The 18,838-nt window shown below is 74.6% G+C and carries 18 protein-coding genes and 1 pseudogene; 7 read left to right on the plus strand and 12 right to left on the minus strand.

Features of this window, described 5'->3' with window-relative positions:
* Positions 1 to 119 precede the first annotated feature (119 nt).
* The 3 genes from QQZ14_RS23240 to QQZ14_RS23250 are packed head-to-tail and all read right to left on the minus strand — an operon-like array spanning position 120 to position 2,034.
* Entirely contained in the window at positions 120 to 719 is a 600-nt protein-coding gene (locus QQZ14_RS23240; RefSeq protein ID WP_284536809.1) for a class I SAM-dependent methyltransferase, read from the minus strand.
* Positions 716 to 1,372, minus strand: a complete 657-nt coding sequence (locus QQZ14_RS23245; RefSeq protein WP_284536810.1) for a TIGR04282 family arsenosugar biosynthesis glycosyltransferase — start codon at positions 1,370 to 1,372, stop codon at positions 716 to 718. Before QQZ14_RS23245 ends, QQZ14_RS23240 begins: the two co-directional genes overlap by 4 nt.
* Positions 1,369 to 2,034 (minus strand): glycosyltransferase family 2 protein, encoded by a 666-nt coding sequence (locus QQZ14_RS23250; RefSeq protein WP_284536811.1) that lies wholly within the window; start codon positions 2,032 to 2,034, stop codon positions 1,369 to 1,371. The genes QQZ14_RS23245 and QQZ14_RS23250 overlap by 4 nt, the downstream gene beginning before the upstream one ends.
* Before the next feature lie 112 nt (positions 2,035 to 2,146).
* Between QQZ14_RS23250 and QQZ14_RS23255 the strand changes: the two genes are divergently transcribed.
* Positions 2,147 to 3,475, plus strand: a complete 1,329-nt coding sequence (locus QQZ14_RS23255; protein ID WP_284536812.1) for a hypothetical protein — start codon at positions 2,147 to 2,149, stop codon at positions 3,473 to 3,475.
* Position 3,476: 1 nt separating this feature from the next.
* Here the strand turns inward: QQZ14_RS23255 and QQZ14_RS23260 are convergent, their stop codons facing one another.
* Genes QQZ14_RS23260 through QQZ14_RS23280 form a run of 5 tightly spaced genes read right to left on the minus strand, consistent with a single transcriptional unit; the run spans position 3,477 to position 7,967 of the window.
* Complete coding sequence (locus QQZ14_RS23260) at positions 3,477 to 4,514, minus strand: NAD-dependent epimerase/dehydratase family protein (RefSeq protein ID WP_284536813.1); 1,038 nt, start codon at positions 4,512 to 4,514, stop codon at positions 3,477 to 3,479.
* A complete protein-coding gene (locus tag QQZ14_RS23265; protein ID WP_284536814.1) occupies positions 4,511 to 5,326 on the minus strand; it encodes an S-methyl-5'-thioadenosine phosphorylase in 816 nt (271 codons plus the stop codon). Before QQZ14_RS23265 ends, QQZ14_RS23260 begins: the two co-directional genes overlap by 4 nt.
* Entirely contained in the window at positions 5,323 to 6,594 is a 1,272-nt protein-coding gene (locus tag QQZ14_RS23270; protein ID WP_284536815.1) for an MFS transporter, read from the minus strand. Before QQZ14_RS23270 ends, QQZ14_RS23265 begins: the two co-directional genes overlap by 4 nt.
* A gap of 7 nt (positions 6,595 to 6,601) precedes the next feature.
* Positions 6,602 to 6,796 carry a DUF3046 domain-containing protein gene (locus QQZ14_RS23275; RefSeq protein ID WP_284536816.1) on the minus strand — a complete coding sequence of 65 codons (195 nt, stop codon included), beginning with the start codon at positions 6,794 to 6,796 and terminating at the stop codon, positions 6,602 to 6,604.
* Between the two features lie 7 nt (positions 6,797 to 6,803).
* Positions 6,804 to 7,967, minus strand: a complete 1,164-nt coding sequence (locus QQZ14_RS23280; RefSeq protein ID WP_284536817.1) for a class I SAM-dependent methyltransferase — start codon at positions 7,965 to 7,967, stop codon at positions 6,804 to 6,806.
* A 70-nt stretch (positions 7,968 to 8,037) separates the two neighbouring features.
* Between QQZ14_RS23280 and QQZ14_RS23285 the strand changes: the two genes are divergently transcribed.
* A complete protein-coding gene (locus QQZ14_RS23285) occupies positions 8,038 to 8,547 on the plus strand; it encodes a GNAT family N-acetyltransferase (protein WP_284536818.1) in 510 nt (169 codons plus the stop codon).
* Here the strand turns inward: QQZ14_RS23285 and QQZ14_RS23290 are convergent.
* From QQZ14_RS23290 to QQZ14_RS23300, 3 genes are read right to left on the minus strand one after another with little or no spacing between them, the layout of a single operon-like run.
* Entirely contained in the window at positions 8,540 to 9,352 is an 813-nt protein-coding gene (locus tag QQZ14_RS23290) for an ABC transporter permease (RefSeq protein ID WP_284536819.1), read from the minus strand. The genes QQZ14_RS23285 and QQZ14_RS23290 overlap by 8 nt on opposite strands.
* Positions 9,352 to 10,152, minus strand: a complete 801-nt coding sequence (locus QQZ14_RS23295; protein ID WP_284536820.1) for an ABC transporter permease — start codon at positions 10,150 to 10,152, stop codon at positions 9,352 to 9,354. Before QQZ14_RS23295 ends, QQZ14_RS23290 begins: the two co-directional genes overlap by 1 nt.
* Complete coding sequence (locus tag QQZ14_RS23300; RefSeq protein WP_284536821.1) at positions 10,152 to 11,090, minus strand: ABC transporter ATP-binding protein; 939 nt, start codon at positions 11,088 to 11,090, stop codon at positions 10,152 to 10,154. Before QQZ14_RS23300 ends, QQZ14_RS23295 begins: the two co-directional genes overlap by 1 nt.
* 132 nt (positions 11,091 to 11,222) lie before the next feature.
* Here QQZ14_RS23300 and QQZ14_RS23305 point away from each other — a divergent pair, with 132 nt between their 5' ends.
* The 4 genes and pseudogenes from QQZ14_RS23305 (at position 11,223) to QQZ14_RS23320 (ending at position 16,399) form a co-directional block, all read left to right on the plus strand.
* The gene (locus QQZ14_RS23305) at positions 11,223 to 11,948 is read left to right on the plus strand and encodes a response regulator transcription factor (RefSeq protein ID WP_284536822.1); all 726 of its coding nucleotides are present in this window, start codon (positions 11,223 to 11,225) and stop codon (positions 11,946 to 11,948) included.
* Positions 11,945 to 14,527 carry a DUF4153 domain-containing protein gene (locus QQZ14_RS23310; protein WP_284536823.1) on the plus strand — a complete coding sequence of 861 codons (2,583 nt, stop codon included), beginning with the start codon at positions 11,945 to 11,947 and terminating at the stop codon, positions 14,525 to 14,527. The genes QQZ14_RS23305 and QQZ14_RS23310 overlap by 4 nt, the downstream gene beginning before the upstream one ends.
* 231 nt (positions 14,528 to 14,758) lie before the next feature.
* Positions 14,759 to 15,981, plus strand: a pseudogene (locus tag QQZ14_RS23315) (IS110 family transposase).
* A 34-nt stretch (positions 15,982 to 16,015) separates the two neighbouring features.
* Complete coding sequence (locus QQZ14_RS23320; RefSeq protein ID WP_284536824.1) at positions 16,016 to 16,399, plus strand: RidA family protein; 384 nt, start codon at positions 16,016 to 16,018, stop codon at positions 16,397 to 16,399.
* Here the strand turns inward: QQZ14_RS23320 and QQZ14_RS23325 are convergent.
* Positions 16,396 to 17,502, minus strand: coding sequence for a DNA glycosylase AlkZ-like family protein (locus QQZ14_RS23325; protein WP_284536825.1), 1,107 nt, complete (start codon positions 17,500 to 17,502; stop codon positions 16,396 to 16,398). The two genes, QQZ14_RS23320 and QQZ14_RS23325, sit on opposite strands and share 4 nt — an antisense overlap.
* A 59-nt stretch (positions 17,503 to 17,561) precedes the next feature.
* On the opposite strand from QQZ14_RS23325, the gene QQZ14_RS23330 reads away from it, so the two are divergent.
* Positions 17,562 to 18,818: a GNAT family N-acetyltransferase gene (locus QQZ14_RS23330; RefSeq protein ID WP_284536826.1), complete on the plus strand. Its 1,257-nt coding sequence runs from the start codon at positions 17,562 to 17,564 to the stop codon at positions 18,816 to 18,818.
* The last annotated feature ends 20 nt before the right edge of the window (positions 18,819 to 18,838 follow it).

An 18,838-nucleotide genomic window follows, 5' to 3' on the forward strand; every position in this document is an offset into this window, starting at 1 on the left:
TGGCGCTGCTGGCAAGACGGCGTCGCCTACGACCCCGCCCGACACAACGCCCTGCAACGCGTCCTCAACGAACACACCGCCAAAGCCGCCTGACACGGCCGACGTTGACACAGGGCAACTCATGCCGCCTCCTCCAGGACCGCGCACCAGCGGCCGCCGAACACGTGCCGGCTGGTCACGGCGAGACCGGCCTCGTCCGCGACGCGATCGACGTCGTCGGCCCCGACCACGGCCCACCGCAGCGGGCGGACCACGCCGCCGCCGTACCGGAGCGTCGCCCAGCCGCGCCGGACGCCGGCGCCGGGCGGCGCGAGCTCGACGACCACACGCCCCCGCGGGTCGAGCAGCTCGCGGAGCCGGTGGAGCAGCGCGACCGGGTCGCCGCCGATGCCGACGTTGCCGTCGGCGAGCAGCGCGGTCCGCCAGCGACCCTCGCCGGGCAGCCGGTCGAACACGTCGCGGTGCAGCGCGGCCGCACCGCGCTCGCGGGCCTGGCCGACACACTCCGGCGCGACGTCGATGCCCAGCACCACGTGCCCGCGATCGGCGAGGTGCGCGGTCAGCCGCCCGGGTCCGCAGCCGACGTCGAGCGTCGGGCCCACGCAGAGTGCGGCGAGCTGCCGGTCGTGCTCGTCGGCGGGGTGCGCCCAGGTCGCGATCGAGAGGACCGTGTCGAGGGACCGGCCGAGGGGCCCGTCGAGGGGCTGGGCGCCGCTCACGGGCGCACCCGCTCCCAGACCCGGGCGAACTCGCTGCCCGACGCCACGCGGGCGACCGCGTCCGCGTCCGCGACCGTGTCGACGTCGCGCAGAGCGGTGGTCACGCCGACCCCGACCCCAGCGGCGACCAGCGCGTCGCGGGTGTGGTCGTACGTCGACGGCGTGGACATCGGCACGTCGTGCAGCGCCGCCGCCGACCGCGGCTCACGCAGGCCGAGCACCCACCAGCCGCCGTCCTCGGCCGGGCCGAGCACCGCCTCGTGCTCGAGCAGCTGCGCGGCGGCCGCGTCGAGCAGCGCCGGCGTGACTTGGGGCGTGTCCATGCCGACCTGGACGACCGGCCCTCCGTCGGGGACGTCGACGTGGGCGTTGGCGAGCCGCTCCGCGAACGTGCTGCCCCGCTGGCGGCCGACCGCCCAGCCCTCCAGCGCCCGCTCGATCTCGTCGCCGCGCACGGCGTCGGCGAGGTCGCCGGCCAGCGCGATCATCCGCAGGTCCGGCGCGAACGCCTCGGCGCAGGCGGCGATCGTGTCGAGCAGCGCGGCCGCGGCCAGCTCGGAGGCCGCGACCATGCCGACCGTCGCGCCCAGCCGGGTCTTGACCCGGCCGGCGACGGGCGCCTTCGCGACCACGAGCACGCGGGCGTCGTTCATGCGAGCACCTTCCAGAAGTCCCGGACGGCCCGGGCGGTGCCGACCGCGGATCCGGAGACCTTCGACCGGGTGCCGGCGGCCCGCGGGTGGTAGGCCACGTCGTGCTCGGTGAGCCGCCAGCCCTCGCGGGTGGCCTTCTGCAGCAGCTCGACCGGGTAGCCGAAGCGGCGGTCCCGTACCTCGAGCGCCACCAGCCGGTCACGACGGCAGACGCGCACCGTGGCGAGGTCGTGGGCGGCCATCCCGATCCGCCGGCGCAGCCACCACACGACCAGGCCGTTGCCGGCCCGGGCGTGCCAGGGCCAGACCCCACGGCGCACCGGGATCCGGCGCCCCACCGCCAGGTCGGCACGGCCGCTGCGGACGTCCTCGAGCAGCGGCAGCAGCTCGGTCGGGTCGATCGAGGCGTCACCGTCCATGACCGCGACGTGCTCACGGGTCGCCGCGAGCACTCCGGCGTGCACGGCGGCGCCGTACCCGGGCCGGGGCTCGGTGACCACGGTCGCGCCGTGGCGGCGGGCCACGTCGGCGGTGCCGTCACGCGAGCCGTTGTCGACGACGATCACCGCGAACCCGGCCGGCACCGCCGGCAGCAGCGTCTCGAGCGCCGCCGCCTCGTCGCGGCACGGGAGCACCAGGTCGCAGTCGGGTCCAGCAGTCATGTCGTCGACCGTAGGGATCCGGGGACCCGTTGCGGCGCCCCAGTTCTTACGAAGCCGTGACCATCGGCCGCTCGGCTGCCCCGGACCCGCGGCGGCACCTAGGGTCGGTGCCATGCCGGAGACGCCCGCCCGTGCGCCGTGGGCGGGGCTCGGGGTCGCGCTGGTGCTGGTGGTGCTCGCGTTCGCGGTGCCGCAGGTGGCCGACTGGGAGGTGTGGGCCCGCGCACCGCGCAGTGCGGTCGCCGCGGGCCTGCCGCCGCTGCACGGCTACTGGCAGCCGAAGCTGCTCGGGCCGGGCACGCCGTTCGCGGTGGCGCTCGGGCTCGCGGGCTGGCGGTACGGGCCGCGCCTGGCCGAGCGGCTGCCGTGGCGGTGGCTGCTGGGGGCGACGTACGCCGCCTCCCTCGCGTGGCTGCTCGCGCTCGCCCTCGTCGACGGGACCGACGGGCTCTCGCGCGCGCTCGGCAGCCACTACGAGTACCTCCCGACGGCGCGCGGCGGCGCGGGCGTGCACGCGCTGCTGCAGGGCTACGTCGACCGGATCCCGTACGGCCTCGCGGACAGCTGGCCGACCCACGTGGCCGGGCACCCGCCGGGTGCGCTGCTGTTCTTCGTCGGGCTGGTGCGGGTCGGGCTGGGCGGTGACCTGGCCGCCGGGGTCGTGGTGACGGTGCTCGCCGCGACGACGGCGGTCGCGGTGCTCGTCACGCTGCGGGCGCTGGGCGCCGAGGACGCGGCCCGGCGGGCGGCGCCGTTCCTCGTGCTCGCACCGGCCGCGGTGTTCACGGCGGTCTCGGCCGACGGGCTGTTCGCGGCCGTCGCCGCGTGGGGGCTGGCGACGCTGGCGCTCGGCGCGACCGCGCCGCGACGCGGCCGGGCGGCCGGCTGGTCGATGCTCGCCGGGCTGCTGCTGGGCGGCTGCGTGATGCTGTCCTACGGGCTGCCGCTGCTCGGGCTGCTGGCGCTCGCCGTGCTGCTCCGGGCCGGTCGCTGGTGGCCGCTCCCGGTGGCAGCGGCGGCCGCGGCCGCGGTGGTGCTGGCGTTCGCCGCCGGCGGGTTCGCGTGGTGGGAGGCGTTCCCGGTGCTGCGGGAGCGCTACTGGGACGGGATCGCCGCGGACCGGCCCGCGGCGTACTGGACCTGGGCCAACCTCGCGGCGCTCCTCGTGTGCACGGGCCCGCTGCTGGGCGCGGGGCTCGGGTGCGTACGCCGGGGTGTCGACCGCACGGTGCTGCTGCTCGCCGGGTCGGCCGCCGCGGCGGTGCTGCTCGCCGACGCTTCCCAGATGAGCCGGGCGGAGGTCGAGCGGATCTGGCTCCCGTTCGTGCCGTGGCTGATGCTGACCACCGCCCTCCTGCCGGCGCGCTGGCGCCGCCGGGGCCTGCTGCTGCAGGTGGTGTGGGCGATCGCGGTCCAGCAGCTGCTCTACACGACCTGGTGACTCAGTTGCGCAGCGGCGCGGTCGCGAACGCGGGCAGCCCCTCGTCGGGGTCGACCTCCGCGGCGAACCCGAGCTCGGTGCGGGCGCGCTCAGGCGAGGCCACGACGTGCCGGACGTCGCCGAGCCGGTAGCCGCCGGTGACCTCCGGCTCGATGCCGGTGCCGGCGCCGACCAGCTCGGCCACCCGCAGGATCGAGACCGGGCGGCCCGAGCAGACGTTGTAGGCGGCGTACCGTCCCGGGCCGGCCGCGGCGACGGACTCCAGCGCGAGCAGGTTGGCGCGGGCGACGTCGGAGACGTGCACGAAGTCGCGCATCTGGCCGCCGTCCTCGTAGACCTGCGGCCGCTCCCCGCGCTCGAGCGAGGAGCGGAACATCGCCGCGACGCCGGAGTACGGCGTGTCCCGCGGCATGCCGGGGCCGTAGACGTTGTGGTAGCGCAGCGCGACCGCCGACGCGTCCGCCTGCCGCACCCACGAGGCGGCGTAGTGCTCCTGGGCGACCTTGCTGGCGGCGTACGACGAGCGCGGGTCGAGCCGGGCGGTCTCGTCGACCAGGGCCCAGCCGAGCACCCGGCCGCACTTCGGGCAGTGGTTGTCGACGTCGCCCGCCTCCAGCGCCGCGCGGCTGCGCGGCGGTGGGACCTGGTCGCCGTGGTCGGGGCAGGTGTAGCGGCCCTCGCCGTAGACGACCATCGACGACGCGAGCACCAGCCGGTCGACCCCGGCCTCGTGCATCGCCGCGAGCACTACCGCGGTGCCGAGGTCGTTGTGGGCGGCGAAGTCGGGTAGGTCGGCGACCCGGATGCCGGCGCCGACCATCGCGGCCTGGTGGCTGACCGCGTCGACCCCGTCGAGCAGCGCGGCCAGCGCCTCTGCGTCGCGGACGTCGACGGCGTGGGTGCCCGCGGGCGGCTCGGTCGCGCCGTGGGCCATCGGCAGCATCGCGTCCACGCGGACCACGTCGTGCCCGGCGTGCTCGAGGGTCGCGGCGACCGCGCCGCCGATGAAGCCGGCCGAGCCGGTGACCAGGACTCTCATGCGCTCCCCGGGCCGGGGGTGGCGTAGGTGAGGTCGATGCCGTCGGCCCAGGTGGAGCACGTGCAGCCGGCAGGGTCGGGGAGCCCGGCGACGGTGCGGGCGAGCAGCCCCGTGAGCCGCTCGAGGTTGGCGCGGAACAGCGCGAACACCTCCTCCTGGCCGACGCCGTGGCCGGTCTCGGCCCCGGCGTCCATGTCGGTCACCAGGGCGATCGCGGAGTAGCACATCCGCAGCTCGCGGGCGAGCGCCGCCTCGGGCGCCCCGGTCATGTTGATCAACGTCCAGCCCTGCTCGGCGTAGTGGCGTGACTCGGCACGGGTGGAGAACCGCGGGCCGTCGACGACGACCATCGCTCCCCCGTCCTTGACGCCCGGGTCGGCGGCGAGCACGGCGGACGAGACCCGCGGGCAGTAGGGGTCGGCGAAGGGCAGGTGCACCGCACCGGTCTCGACGTAGGTCCCGGCCCGGCCGTGGGTGCGGTCGACGAGCTGGTCGGGCACGACGATGTCGCCCGGCGCGACCTCGTGGCGCAGCCCGCCGACTGCACAGGGCGCGAGCACCTGGCGGACGCCCAGCGAGCGCAGCGCCCACAGGTTGGCGCGGTAGGGGATGCGGTGCGGCGGGTGCTCGTGGTGCGGTCCGTGGCGCGGCAGGAACGCGACCCGTCGGCCGGCGACGGTGCCGACCGAGACCGCCGCCGAGGGTGCGCCGTACGGCGTCTCCACGACGTGGTCCACCACCTCGCCGTCTGCGTCGCGGAGGAACGAGTAGAAGCCGGTGCCGCCGATCACGGCCACGTCCGCGGTGGTCATGGGCCCACCCTGCCAGCCAGGGCCGGCCGGGTGGTCGCCCGCGCGCCGAGACCGCCGATCGCGACCAGCGCGACCAGGCCGATCGCCGACACCGACAGCTCGGGGTAGCCCCAGGCGCCGACCACGACCCCGGCCAGACCGCCCGCGCCGGCCGCGGTCAGCCCCATCACCAGGTCGGCGGCGCCCTGCACGTCGGTGCGGGCGTCGAGCGGGGCGTGCTGGGCGATCAGCGTCGAGGCCGCGACCGTGGTGAACGACCAGCCCAGCCCGAGCAGGAAGAGCCCGACGAAGATCTGCCAGGAGCTGCCCTCGGGCGAGCGGGCGGAGAGCACGAGCGCCGCGAGCAGCAGCACCGCGCCCTCGACCAGCACGGCCGGCCGGCTGGTGCGGTCGGCGAGCATGCCGACCAGCGGCGAGAACGCGAACATGCCGAGCACGTGGATGCTGATCACGATGCCGATCACCCGGAGCTCGGCGTGCCCGTGCTCCATGTGCAGCGGGGTCATCACCATCACCGCGACCATCGCCGCGTGCGAGCAGGCCATGGCGAGGGTCGCGAAGGCGATCACCGGACGCTCGCGGGCGGCGCTCAGCGCCCGCGCCCATGCCGTGCCGGTGGGCGCGACCGGCGGCTCGCCGGCCACCTCGCGCGCCAGCAGCAGCGGGTCGGGGCGCAGCAGCAGGCCGGCGATCAGGGCCGCGCCCAGCATGCCGAGGCTGCCGAGCGCGAACGGGCCGGTCAGCTCGGGGATGCCGAGCCAGCGGGCCAGCGCACCGGACGGGCCGGTGAGGTTGGGGCCGGCGACCGCGCCGACGGTCGTCGCCCACACGACCGTGGAGAGCGCGCGTCCCTTGTGGGCGTCCTCCGCCAGGTCGGTCGCGGCGTACCGTGCGCTGCTGTTGGCCGCGGACGTCGACCCGAGCAGCACCGCGCCGACCAGCAGCAGCGGCATCGAGTCGACGACGCCGGCCAGCACCGCGAGCACCGCGCCCGCCGCCCCCAGCAGATAGCCGGTCACCAGGCCGATCCGGCGGCCCCGCAGGGACATCAGGCGGGCCAGGAGGTACGCCGCGACCGCGGCGCCGAGCACCTGGAACGTCTGGGCGAGCCCGGCCTGGCTCTCCGAGCCGGAGATGTCGCGCGCCAGCAGCGAGGCGGTGGCGATGCCGATCGTGATCCCGATCGCGCCCACGGCCTGGGCGGCCACCAGCGTGCGCATCGTGCGCCGCTGGACGAGCGCCAGGTCCGGCAGCGTCCGGACGCTCACCACTGCCTCACCGCTCGCTCGCCGGCAGCTCCAGCGCGCGCCAGACCGCGGCCCAGACCTGCTTGGGCGGCACGCCGTCGGCGAGCGCCTGCGAGGCGGTCCGTCCGCCGAGGTCGGCCATCACGAACAGGTCGGCCCAGGACCGGGAGTAGGCCGGGCCCAGGGCGTGGTCCATCCGGGACCAGAACTCGGTGTGTCTCATCGGTGCCTCACGCGCCTGCCCGCACCGCTCGCACGTCGAGCCACGGCTCATCCGTGCGCGTGCTCCGGGTGTGGTCGACGCGCTCGACCTCCCAGCCGGCCCCGCCCAGCACCTCGCGCAGCGGCGTCTCGCGCCAGTAGACGAAGTGCCGGGGCGCGCCGACGGACCCGTGGGTCGACCAGCCCTCGCCGTCGCCCTCCTTGAGCCACAGCATGAGCACGCCGCCCGGCCGGGTGGCTCGGGCGAGCCGGCTCAGGACCGTGGGCAGCGCCGACCGCTCGACGTGGAGCAGGCTGGCGCTCGCCCAGACCGCGTCGTACGGCGTGCCCGGGCGCGCCGGGTCGTCGAGGTCGTCGGTGAGCGGGTCGAGCAGGTCTGCCTCGTGGCCGGCCTCGCGCAGGAGGTCGACGAACGCGGGCGTGATGTCGGTGCGCCGCACGCTCAGCCCGGCGGTCTCCAGCGCGCGAGCGTCGCGCCCGCCGCCGCTGCCGATCTCGAGCACCCGCGCACCCGGCCCGAGGGCCGCCGCGAGGTCGTCGACCTGCGCGAGGCTCTCGGCGGACATCTGGTCGGTCGCGTCGCGGTAGGCAGCCGCGTGGGTGTCGTAGGCCTCGACGGTCGCCCGCGCCGCCAGCGTCCGCACGTCCCACGCATGGTGGACGATGTCGTGAAGGTGGTAGCGGCCCAGGCTCTCGACGGTGAACTCGCTGCCGTTGCTGCGCAGGCCGCGCCGGCCCCAGGCGTCGGGCGGCACCGACTCGTAGCGGGCCGCGACCGCGGCGGCCGCCTCCAGCAGCTCGACCGCGACGGTGGCGGGGTCCTGCTCGGCGTACCGCTCGGCGACGGCGGTCTCGTCCTGGTCCCAGTTGGGAAACGTCGGGTCGACCTCGTCGAGCATCAGGCGCAGCCGGTCGTCGAAGACCCGGTGCACGTCGCGGACGTGGCAGGCGTACTCGAGGCCCGACCAGGTCGACGGGTCGGGGCGGACGGTCGCGTCGGGCAGGGTCAGCACCGCCTCCCAGGTGGTCGCGTTGTCGCGGACCAGCTCAGCGATCCGGTCGACGGTGACACGGGCGGCCTCGAAGCCGCACTCGGGGCAGGGCGCGTCGAGGACCCAGGTCCAGTCCTTGGTGTCGGGGACGATCGCGCCGCCGGCGGTGTCGCTGCTCATGGCGCCATCCAACCAGCCGCCCCCGACGCCCGGCGCGCGACTTCCGGCCAGCGACCGGGAAGATGGCGCCATGACTGCTGCGGCCAGCGCTGCGAGGATCCGCCCGGCCACGGAGGCCGACCTGCCGGCGATCGCGGCGATCTACGACCACGAGGTGGCGCACGGGATCTCCACGTTCGCGACCGAGCCGCCGCCGCCGGACTACTGGCCCGGGCGGCTGACCAGCACCGAGACCGGCGACCACCTGCTGGTGGCCGAGCGCGACGGGGCGGTGGTCGGGTACTCCTTCTCCGGCAGCTACCGCCCGCGCGCGGCGTACGCCGCCACCCGCGAGAGCTCGGTCTACCTCGCGGCAGAGGCCCGCGGCGGCGGCATCGGCCGCGCGCTGTACGACGAGCTGCTGCGCCTGATGCGCGCCGACGGCGTGCACCTGGTCGTGGCCGTGGTGGCCGTGCCCAACCCCGGCAGCCAGGGGCTGCACCGGGCGTGCGGGTTCGTCCGGGCCGGGGTGCTGCACGAGGTCGGGCACAAGTTCGGCCGGTGGATCGACACCGAGCTGTGGGAGCTGCGGCTCAGGTGAGCAGCAGCGCGTCGAGCCGGCGCCGTACCAGTGCGAGGCCGACGGCACCCAACACGACCAGGTAGACGACCGAGACCGCGGAGGCCCACGACAGGGTGCCGGTGGTCAGCTCGCGGCACAGCACGACACCGCGGTAGAGCGGGGTCGCCTCGACCACCCAGGCGACGCCGGTCGGGTAGGCGCTGAGCGGGAAGAACGTCGCGGAGAACAGGAACATCGGCATCATCGCGAGGTTGACCCACTCGAAGTCCTGCCAGCTGCGCATGTACGTCGTCAGCGCCATCCCCAGCGCGCCGAAGCAGAGCCCGATCAGCAGCGCCGCCGGCACCGCGAGCAGCGCCCACCACGACGACGCCAGCCCCATCGCGACCATGACGACCAGGAAGCCGGCGGAGTAGATGCCGCCGCGCAGCAGCGACCAGGACAGCTCGCCGCGGGCGATGTCGGCGGTCGTCAGGGGCGTGGCCAGCAGCTGGTCGAAGAGCTTGTTGTACTTCAGCTTGAAGAAGAAGTTGAACGTCGCGTCGAGGACTGCGCCGTTCATCGCCGATGTGGCGAGCATGCCCGGCGCGACGAACTCGGCGTACGGGATCTCGTGGCCGTTGAACTCGAAGCCGGTCACGAGCTGGCCGACGCCGACGCCGATCGAGAACAGGTAGAACACCGGCTCGAGGAAGCCGGTCAGGAAGATGTACCAGGCCCGGCGGTAGGCGAGGTAGTTGCGGTAGAGCAGCAGCCCGGTGGCCTCGCCGGCCCCCAGCGGCCGCGCGGCGGAGCGGCCGACGGCCACGGACACGAGCGCCATCAGAGCACCATCCGTCGGGTCAGCCGACGCACGGCCCAGCACCACCCGAGCGCGGCGAGCGCGACCAGGTAGAGCACGTGGACGGCGGCCATCGACCAGTCGAGCCGGCCGAGGGTGAGCATGCGCGTCAGGTCGACGCCGTGCCACAGCGGCGTGGCCTTGGCGAGGACCTGCATCCACCCATCGAGGTTGGCGACCGGGAAGAACGCTCCCGAGAACAGGAACAGCGGGATCAGCCCGAGGCGGTAGATCAGCGCGAACGGGCTCTCGTCCTTGAGCCCGGCCGACAGCCCGAGCACCGGGGTCGCGAACGCCAGCGCGAGCAGGAGCTGCACCGGGAACGCGGCGAGCGCGCCGGTCCACGACGTGAAGACCCCGAACGGCGCCATCACCAGCAGGAACACCCCGCACGACATCGCCACCCGCACCACCACGAACCCCAGCTGGGACAGGATCACCTCGCCCACCGAGAGCGGCGACGCGGTCATGCTGTAGTAGGTCCGCTGCCACTTCACCATCGACATCACCGGGTAGGTCGTCTCGCCGAACACCGTCGTCATCGCCTGCGAGGCGAGCAGGCCGGGCGCGATGAAGGCGAGGTACGACGTGGCGCCCTCGAGCCGGTCGGGGTCGGCGTCGATGAAGCCGCCGAGCAGCACGCCCATCGCGACGACGTAGAACAGCGGCGACACGAATGACGAGACCGCCGAGCCCTTCCAGGTGCGGCGGTAGACCGTCGCCCAGTAGTCGGTGAGCCGCGCGGCGCCGGCGAACGGGTTGGTGGGTGCGGTGCCCGTCATCAGTCCACCAGGGTCCGGCCGGTGAGCCGGAGGAACACGTCCTCCAGCGTCGAGCGGCGCACCAGCGTCGCGACCGGCGTGAGCCCGCGCTCGTGGACCTGCGCGACGGTCTCCTCACCGTCGGCGGTGTAGAGCAGCAGCCGGTCGGGCAGCACCTCCACGCGCTCGGCGAGGTCCTCGACCTTGCGCGCCAGCACCTCGTGGCTCTCGCCCTCCTCGGCGACCCCGAACCGCAGCTCGGCGACCTCGCGGGTGGAGTGCTCGGCGATCAGCGCGAGCGGCGAGCCCTCGGCGACGATCAGCCCCTTGTCCATCACCACCAGCCGGTCGGTGAGCTGCTCGGCCTCGTCCATGTAGTGGGTGGTGAGCACCAGCGTCACGCCCTGCTGCTTGAGCCGGAACAGCCGGTCCCACACCACGTGGCGGGCCTGCGGGTCCAGGCCGGTGGTGGGCTCGTCGAGCAGCAGCAGCTCGGGCCGGTTGACCAGGCTGCGGGCGATCGTGAGCCGGCGCTTCATGCCGCCGGAGAGGTCCTCGACCTTCGCACCCGCCTTGTCGGTGAGCTGGACGAACTCCAGCAGCTCGTCGGCGCGCTCGCGGACCTCCGCGCGCGGGAGCCCGAAGTAGCGGCCGTAGACGACGAGGTTGTCGCGCACGGTGAGCTCGGTGTCGAGGGTGTCCTCCTGCGGGCAGACCCCGATCCGCGCCCGAATCTCGGGTCCGTCGGTGGCCGGGTCGAGGCCGAGGATGCGCAAGGTCCCGCCACTCACCGGCGACACCGCGGCCACCATCCGCATCGTGCTCGACTTGCCGGCGCCGTTGGGGCCGAGGAACCCGAACGACTCACCGCGGCGCACGTCGACGTCGATCCCGCGCACCGCCTCGAAGCTCCCGAAGGACTTGCGCAGCCCGGAGGCCAGGATCATCGAGTCGCTCACGGTCCGACACCCTAGGCCGCGGTGGGGACGCCGTTCATCAGGATTTGCGCCGACGGGTCTGCACAGAACCTCCACAGCTCCTCCCCCGCGCCCACGCCTCCGGAGGCCCCCGCCGCTCCTAGCCTGGCTGGCATGACCACCGCACCTGCGCCGGAGCGCCGCCGGGTCCTCGTCGTCGAGGACGATCGCGTGATCAACCAGGCCGTCGCCGACCGGCTCGAGGTCGAGGGGTACGCCGTGGTCCGCGCGTGGGACGGTCCGGGCGCCGTGGCGGCGCACGCCGAGCACACGCCCGACCTGGTCGTGCTCGACGTGATGCTGCCCGGGTACGACGGCCACGAGGTGTGCCGGCGGATCCAGGCCGACCGGCCGGTGCCCGTGCTGATGCTCACCGCCCGCACCGATGAGAGCGACTTCCTGGTCGGACTCGGGGTCGGGGCCGACGACTACCTCACCAAGCCGTTCCGGATGCGCGAGCTGGTGGCCCGGGTGGCGGCGCTGCTGCGCCGGGTCGAGCGGGCCGCGGAGCTGGCGGCCGCCACCGGCCGGCAGCCGGTCGACCTGGCCGGCCTGCGCGTGGACCCCGCCGCCCGCCGGGTCTGGCGCGACGGCGAGGAGGTGCGGCTGACCCCGACGGAGTTCGACCTGCTGCTGTGCCTGGCGGCCGAGCCGGGCACGGTCATCACCCGCGACCGGCTGATGGCCGAGGTGTGGGGCTGGCCCGGTGCGAGCAGCACCCGCACCGTCGACAGCCACGTCAAGGGCCTGCGCGCCAAGGTCGGCGCCGACCCGGTGCGCACGGTGCACGGCGTCGGCTACGCCCTGGAGACCGGCCCGGCGAGCGGGGACTCCGCGTGACGCCGCAGCCGCTCGCCCGGGTCACCTCGCTGAAGGTGAAGCTCGGCGTCCTCGTCGCCGCGAGCGTCACGGTCGCGGCCGCGGTCGCGAGCCTGGGACGCGCCGCCGGCGTGCCGGTCTGGCTGAGCATCCCGGTGACGATCCTGCTCGCGCTGGCGGTGACCCAGCTGCTCGCCGTCGGCATGACCTCCCCGCTGCGCGAGATGACCGGCGCTGCGCAGCGGATGGCGACCGGCGACTACGCGGTGCGCGTCACGGACACGTCCAGCGACGAGGTCGGCGCGCTGGCCCGCGCGTTCAACACGATGGCGCACGACCTCGACGCGGTCGACCGGCAGCGCCGCGAGCTGGTGGCCAACGTCAGCCACGAGCTGCGCACCCCGCTCACCGCGCTCTGCGCCGTGCTGGAGAACGCCATCGACGGGGTCGACGGCGTCGGTCCGCGCAACCCGGCCTCGCTCGGCGCGGCCCTCGACCAGGCGACCCGCATGGCGGGCCTCGTCGACGACCTGCTCGACCTGGCGCGGGTGGACGCCGGCAAGGCGCCGCTGACCCCCGAGCCGGTGGCGGTCGCGGCGCTGCTCGGCGACGCGGTCGCCGAGGCGCGGGTCCTGGGCCGCGACGTGGAGTACGACGTCCGCGTCGAGCCCGCCGACCTGGTGGTGCGGGCCGATCCCGCGCGGCTGCGCCAGCTCGTCGCCAACCTGCTCGACAACGCCTCCCGGCACAGCCCGGAGGGCGGCATCGTGCTGGTGACCGCCGCCCGCGCCGGTGGCCTGGTCAGGCTCGAGGTCCACGACCAGGGTCCGGGCATCGACGCGGGTGACCGGCAGCGCGTCTTCGAGCCGTTCGGCACGCTCGCCGCCGCCGGCGGTGGTGGCGGCACCGGCCTCGGGCTGGCCATCGCCCGCTGGGTGACCGACCTGCACGGCGGCACCATCCGCTTCGTCGACCCCGAGGCCGGCCACACCGGCGCCCGCGTGCGCGTCGACCTGCCGCTCTCGCCACCCGACCGTCCGTCCCAGCACCCGTCCCAGGAGGACCCCCTGCCCGCCACCCCACCGGCCCCGACGCCGGCCCTCGATCCCGTGCCCACCCCCGTCGCCGTACCGGCCCGGCCGGTGCTCGACGACCTCTTCGGCCCCTATTGGCCCGACCGCGACGTCCCGGCCCGGCTGCCGCTGCTGCTCGGCGCGGTCGTGGTCGGCCTGCTCGGCGGGCTCGTGCTGCCCAACCGCGACCTCGGGATCGGCACCGTCGTGGTGCTGCTCGCCGCCGGCGGCGTCGTCGCCGCGGCCGCCCGGCACCGGCGCGACCCGTTCACGATCGCCTGCGGGGTGCTCAGCGTGCTGCTGGCCGCCACGGCCGCGGTCCGCGCCGCCGACTGGATCGTGGTGCTGTGCCTGCTCGCGGGGGCGGCCCTGTGCGTGTGCGGGGTGGTCCGCGGCCGCACGCTCGGCGGCTTCGTGCTCGCCGGCCTGGCCTGGCCGCTCGCCGGGCTGCGCGGCCTGCCCTGGCTGGGCCGCACGCTGGGCGTGCTCACCGGGCTCGGCCGCGGGGCGGCGCTGCTGCGCACGCTGGTCCTGTCGGGTCTGGGCGTGCTGGTCTTCGGCGCGCTGTTCGCCTCCGCCGACGCGCTGCTGGCCGAGTGGGTCGACACCGTGCTCCCCGACCTCACGATCGACACGTTCGTGCAGCGCACGTTCGTCGCCCTCGCGGTGGGCGGCACCGTGCTGGCCGCGGTGTACCTCGCCCTCAACCCGCCGGTGGTGGACCGCGACGGTGGCCCGGCCCGCGCGGTGACGCACCGCTTCGAGTGGCTGGCACCGGTGGTCGTCGTCAACGCGGTGTTCGCGGCCCTGCTGGTCGCACAGGCGACCGTGGTGTTCGGGGGGCACGACTACCTGCGCCGCACCACCGGGCTGACCTATGCGGAGTACGCCCACCAGGGCTTCGGACAGCTCACGGTCGCCACCGCGCTGACGCTGATGGTGATCTGGGCCGCGGCCCGCAAGGCACCGCGTGAGACCGCCGCCGACCGGGCCTGGCTCCGCGGGTCGCTCGGCCTGCTGGGGGTGCAGACGCTGGTCGTGGTCGGCTCGGCGCTGCACCGGATGCATCTCTACCAGGAGGCGTACGGCTTCACCCGGCTGCGGCTGCTGGTCGACGTGTTCGAGGGCTGGCTCGGGCTGCTCGTGCTCGCGGTGCTCGCGAGCGGGGTCCTGCTCAGAGCCGCGTGGCTGCCGCGGTTCGCGCTGCTCAGCGGGGCGATGGCGCTGCTCGCCCTGGCGGCGCTCAACCCGGATGCGTGGATCGCCGAGCACAACCTCGACCGCTACGCCGACACGGGACGGGTCGACTGGACCTACCTGCGCGGGCTGTCCGACGACGCCGTCCCGGCCCTCGCGCACGTCGACGGCGACGACCGGGTGTGCGCGCTCGCCGGGCGCGACCGCGCGGAGGACGACTGGCTGGAGTGGAACCTCGGCCGCTCCCGGGCGGCGGACCTCGTCGACGAGGCCGCGCTGCCGACAGCGGTCCTGCCCAGTCGCTGCACGCAGGAGCCCTCCGGCTCCTAATGGGGGTGCATCGTCCGGTCGTTGCGGCAGGGTGGTGTCCGAGTCCGCCGGTGGGTGAGCACTCCTGGCTCCTGGCCCTTGAGGCCTAGGTCTAGATCGTGCGCCCGCCGGTGAACGAGGAGGCGTTGATGGCTGCTGGGATGACGCGCCCCGCCGTGTGCGGTGAGCACTGAACCATTGGGTCGCCTGCGAGCCTCTTCTGACGATCCGTTCACGACGAGGAGAGATCGGGTGCTGTTCCTGGGTGATGACTGGGCCGAGGCCCATCACGACATCGAGCTCCAAGACGAACACGGCCGAGTGCTGAAGCGGCGCCGGCTGCCCGAAGGAGTTGCCGGCCTGACCCAGCTCCATGAGTTGATCGCCGACCACCTCGCCGACGAGGACGAGCCGGAGTCGGTGCTGGTCGGCATCGAAACCGACCGCGGCGGCTGGGTCCACACCCTGATCGCCGCCGGCTACACGGTGTATGCGATCAACCCCAAGCAGGCGGCCCGCTACCGCGAACGGCTCACCACCTCCGGCGCCAAGAGTGACCCCGGCGACGCGCACGTGCTCGCTGAGATCGTCCGCAAGGACCGCGAGCACCACCGTGTGGTGGCCGGGGATAGCGAACAGGCCGAGGTCGTCAAGACCGTGGCCCGGACCCACCAGACGATGATCTGGACCCGGCAGCGTCAGGCCAACCAGTTGCGCTCGATGCTGCGGGAGTTCTACCCCGCCGCACTCGAGGCGTTCGGCGATGACCTGGCCGGGCGGGATTCGCTCGCGGTCCTCGCGGCCGCGCCCACCCCGGCCGCCGGCCGGGCACTGTCCCGGTCACGGTTGGTCAGTGTGCTGCGCAAGGCGAGTCGGCAGCGGAACCTGCAGGCCCGGGCCGAGGAGATCTCGACCGTCCTGCATGCCGAGCACCTCGGACTCTCTGACGCGCTCACCGACGCCTACGGCGCCAGCGTGAAGTCGCTGGTGGCGGTGCTGACCACGATGGTCGAGCAGGTCCAGGTTCTCGAGGGCGAGGTGGAGCGGTGTTTTGGCCAGCACCCGGACGCTGAGATCATCACCAGCCAGCCCGGCCTCGGTGTGGTCCTCGGCGCTCGGGTGCTTGCCGAGTCGGCGACGACAAGGACCGCTACGCCGATGCCAAGTCCAGGCGCAACTACGCCGGGACCAGCCCGATCACGAAGACCTCGGGCAAACAACGCGTCGTGCTGGCTCGCTACGCCCGAAACAAACGGCTCGCGGACGCCCTGCATCAGCAGGCCTTCACAGCGCTGACCGCATCACCCGGCGCCCGGGCGTTCTACGACCACCACCGCGCCCGCGGCGCCACCCACCACCAAGCCTTACGAGCCCTGTCCAACCGTCTCGTCGGCATCCTCGACGGATGCCTGCGCCACCGCACCACCTACGACGAAGCAATCGCCTGGGCACACCGCCAACCAGCAGCCGCTTGACGACCTAGAGACCTGGGATATCTAGGCTGCCCCCATGACACGCACCTCGGCCCGCTCCGGGTCACCGTACGAGTCCGCCATCGGGTTCAGCCGTGCGGTCCGCGTCGGCTCGACGGTCGCGGTCAGCGGCACCGCTCCGGTGTGGCCGGACGGCGCCGTCGACCCCGACCCGGCCGTGCAGGCGCGCCGCTGCTGGGAGATCTGCCTGGCCGCGCTCGAGGAGCTCGGCGGGTCCGTCGCCGACGTCGTCCGCACCCGGCAGTACGTCGTCTCCGCGGCCGACGGGGACGTGATCGGGTCGGTGCACGGCGAGGTGTTCGGCGAGGTGCGGCCGGCCTCGACGATGGTCGTGGTCGCGGGGCTGCTCGACCCGCGGTGGAAGGTCGAGGTCGAGCTGGACGCCGTCGTCGACGACTAGTCGCGCTCGATCTCGAGGTCCAGCCACCGCGCCAGGTCCGCGATCTCGGCGTCCACGGCCGCGCGCACCTCGGAGGTGAACGGCTCGTCCTCGTGCACGGCCGTCACCCTCAGCACGCCGGCCGCGCGGTCGGCGGTGGCGTCGAGCTTGCCGACCAGCCGGTCGCCGTACAGGACCGGCAGCGCGTAGTAGCCCCAGCGGCGCTTGGCGGCGGGCTTGTACATCTCGAGCAGGTACTCGTACTCGAACAGCTCGGCCAGCCGCTTGCGGTCCGCGACCAGGCGGTCGAACGGCGAGAGCAGTGCGGCCCGGCCCTCGAACGGCGAGCCGTCGAGGTAGGCCGGGTCCACGCGCCACTCCCCCTTGACGCCCTCGACCACGGCCCGCTCGCCGGCGTCGCCGACGTCGTACGGCTCCCCCGGCGCCTCGGCGACCCGCGGCCGTGCGATCCCCAGGGCATGCAGCCGGCGCTCGCGGAGCACCCGGTCGGCCTCGTCGACCGGGGGCACGGGGTCGTCGGGGTAGACCCGCTCGGCGAGATCCCAGAGCCGGTCCTTGCCCCAGCCGCCGGCGGTCGCCACCTCGCCGCGCTGCACCATGAACCCCAGCATCCGCTGGACGTTCTTGTTGTTGGTCCACCCGCTCGACCCCCACGGCACCTCGCAGGTGTCGGGCAGGTCGCGGACCGGCAGCGGCCCGTCGGCGCGCAGCCGCTCGAGGATGTCGAGCCGACAGGCCTCGTTGGCCTCCACCCACGCGACCCGCTGCACCTGCCAGTCGCGCAGATCGCCGGCGCCCGGCCACTGCGCCATCTCGGCACGGAACAGCGCCAGGTCCTCGGCCGGTCGCAGCAGGCCGTGCAGGTCGATCACCCGCTGCTCGTCGACGGCGTCGCGCAGCTCGCCGGGGTCGTACGTCGAGCCGAGGCGGCTCCACAACACCAGGTCGGCGCTCGGCGCGACGGCGCTGATCGGGTCGTGCTGCAGCATCGTCAGGTGGCGCAGCACCGTCATCAGGTCGGCCGGCCGACCCGCGTCGAGCAGCTGTGCGCGCACCGAGACACGCCGCGCGTCGGCGCGTGAGAGCTGGTGCGGCGTCGTCACGTCCGCGAGCGTAGTCAAACCTGTTGGTGCCGCGGCGCGGCAGACGGTTGGCTGAGGACATGAGCAACCACCCGATCCGCGTCGACCGCGCCGCCGACGCCGACCGCTACCTGGCGACCGACCAGCTCGTCTGGTCGGCCGAGGTGCGGAGCGCCCCGACCGAGGTGCAGCTGACCGGCGTCGAGCCCCGACACCGGTTCGCGGCCGAGGCCGTGGGCGCCGACCCGGCGACGTACCCCGGCATCTACGGCGTGTACCCGATGACGCTGGCGGTGCCCGGCCCTGACGCGGGCCGGCGCCAGGTCCCGTGCGCCGGCCTCACGTGGGTGGGAGTGCACCCGGACCACCGGCGCCGGGGCGTGCTGAGCGCGATGCTGCGCCACCACTTCGAACAGGTGCACGCGGACGGTGGGCACCTCTCGGCCCTGCACGCGAGCGAGCCGGCCATCTACGGCCGGCACGGCTACGGCCTCGCGGCGATCGAGCTCCAGGTGCGCGTCGGACGGGGCACGGAGCTCTCTGCGCCGCACCTCGAGGATGCGGCGGTCACGACCCGGATGGCGACCGTGACCGACCCCGGCATCCCCGCGCGGCTGCGGGCCTGCCACCTCGCCCACGCCGAGGTCGGCGCGGTCGTCGGCGAGCACGGCTACTACGAGAGGGTCTGCCTGCAGCTGCCCGAGGACCTGCGAGGCAAGGAGCCGTGGCGGGTGCTGTTCGCCCAGCGCGACGGCGTGGACGTCGGGTTCACGCTGTTCCGGCGCGCCGAGAAGTGGGAGCGAGCGCGCCCTGCCGGCGAGGTGGAGGTGTGGACGGTGGTGGGAGAGCCAGCGGCGCGGCTGGCGCTGCTGCGGCGTCTGGTCGACCTCGACCTGATGGCGACGGTCAAGGTCGGCACCGTCGGCGTCGACGACCCGCTGCTGTCCTGGACCGGCGGCCCGCGGGGCGCGTCGGACGTGGGGATGTACGACGGCCTGTGGGTGCGGCTGGTCGACCTGCCCGGGGCGCTGGCGGCCCGCACGTGGAGCGCACCGTGCGACGTGGTCGTCGAGGTGGCCGACCGGGCCGCACCCTGGAACGACGGCGCCTGGCGGATCCACGCCGACGCCGCAGGGGTCGCCGCCGTCGAGCGCTCCTCAGCCGAGCCCGACCTGTCCCTGGACGTCGCCGTGCTGGGGGCGGCGTACCTCGGCGGCGGCAACCTCGTCACCGCGCACCGCGCCGGCCTGCTGGCCGAGCACCGCCCGGGCGCGGTCCGCGAGGTGTGGCGGGGTCTGCGCACCGAGGTGGCGCCGACGGCGGCCGTGGGGTTCTAGGCGGCTCCTACGGCCCGCCG

This window comes from Nocardioides sp. T2.26MG-1, from assembly GCF_950101795.1.
Taxonomy (GTDB): domain Bacteria; phylum Actinomycetota; class Actinomycetes; order Propionibacteriales; family Nocardioidaceae; genus Nocardioides.

What these genes read in the sequence shown, in the direction of transcription:
- QQZ14_RS23260 (WP_284536813.1), bottom strand. Translation starts at nt 4,514, where the DNA reads ATGAGAGTCCTGGTCACCGGCTCGGCCGGCTTCATCGGCGGCGCGGTC.
- QQZ14_RS23295 (WP_284536820.1), bottom strand. Translation starts at nt 10,152, where the DNA reads ATGACGGGCACCGCACCCACCAACCCGTTCGCCGGCGCCGCGCGGCTC.
- QQZ14_RS23290 (WP_284536819.1), bottom strand. Translation starts at nt 9,352, where the DNA reads ATGGCGCTCGTGTCCGTGGCCGTCGGCCGCTCCGCCGCGCGGCCGCTG.
- QQZ14_RS23280 (WP_284536817.1), bottom strand. Translation starts at nt 7,967, where the DNA reads ATGAGCAGCGACACCGCCGGCGGCGCGATCGTCCCCGACACCAAGGAC.
- QQZ14_RS23265 (WP_284536814.1), bottom strand. Translation starts at nt 5,326, where the DNA reads ATGACCACCGCGGACGTGGCCGTGATCGGCGGCACCGGCTTCTACTCG.
- QQZ14_RS23330 (WP_284536826.1), top strand. Translation starts at nt 17,562, where the DNA reads ATGAGCAACCACCCGATCCGCGTCGACCGCGCCGCCGACGCCGACCGC.
- QQZ14_RS23255 (WP_284536812.1), top strand. Translation starts at nt 2,147, where the DNA reads ATGCCGGAGACGCCCGCCCGTGCGCCGTGGGCGGGGCTCGGGGTCGCG.
- QQZ14_RS23320 (WP_284536824.1), top strand. Translation starts at nt 16,016, where the DNA reads ATGACACGCACCTCGGCCCGCTCCGGGTCACCGTACGAGTCCGCCATC.
- QQZ14_RS23250 (WP_284536811.1), bottom strand. Translation starts at nt 2,034, where the DNA reads ATGACTGCTGGACCCGACTGCGACCTGGTGCTCCCGTGCCGCGACGAG.
- QQZ14_RS23305 (WP_284536822.1), top strand. Translation starts at nt 11,223, where the DNA reads ATGACCACCGCACCTGCGCCGGAGCGCCGCCGGGTCCTCGTCGTCGAG.
- QQZ14_RS23245 (WP_284536810.1), bottom strand. Translation starts at nt 1,372, where the DNA reads ATGAACGACGCCCGCGTGCTCGTGGTCGCGAAGGCGCCCGTCGCCGGC.
- QQZ14_RS23275 (WP_284536816.1), bottom strand. Translation starts at nt 6,796, where the DNA reads ATGAGACACACCGAGTTCTGGTCCCGGATGGACCACGCCCTGGGCCCG.
- QQZ14_RS23285 (WP_284536818.1), top strand. Translation starts at nt 8,038, where the DNA reads ATGACTGCTGCGGCCAGCGCTGCGAGGATCCGCCCGGCCACGGAGGCC.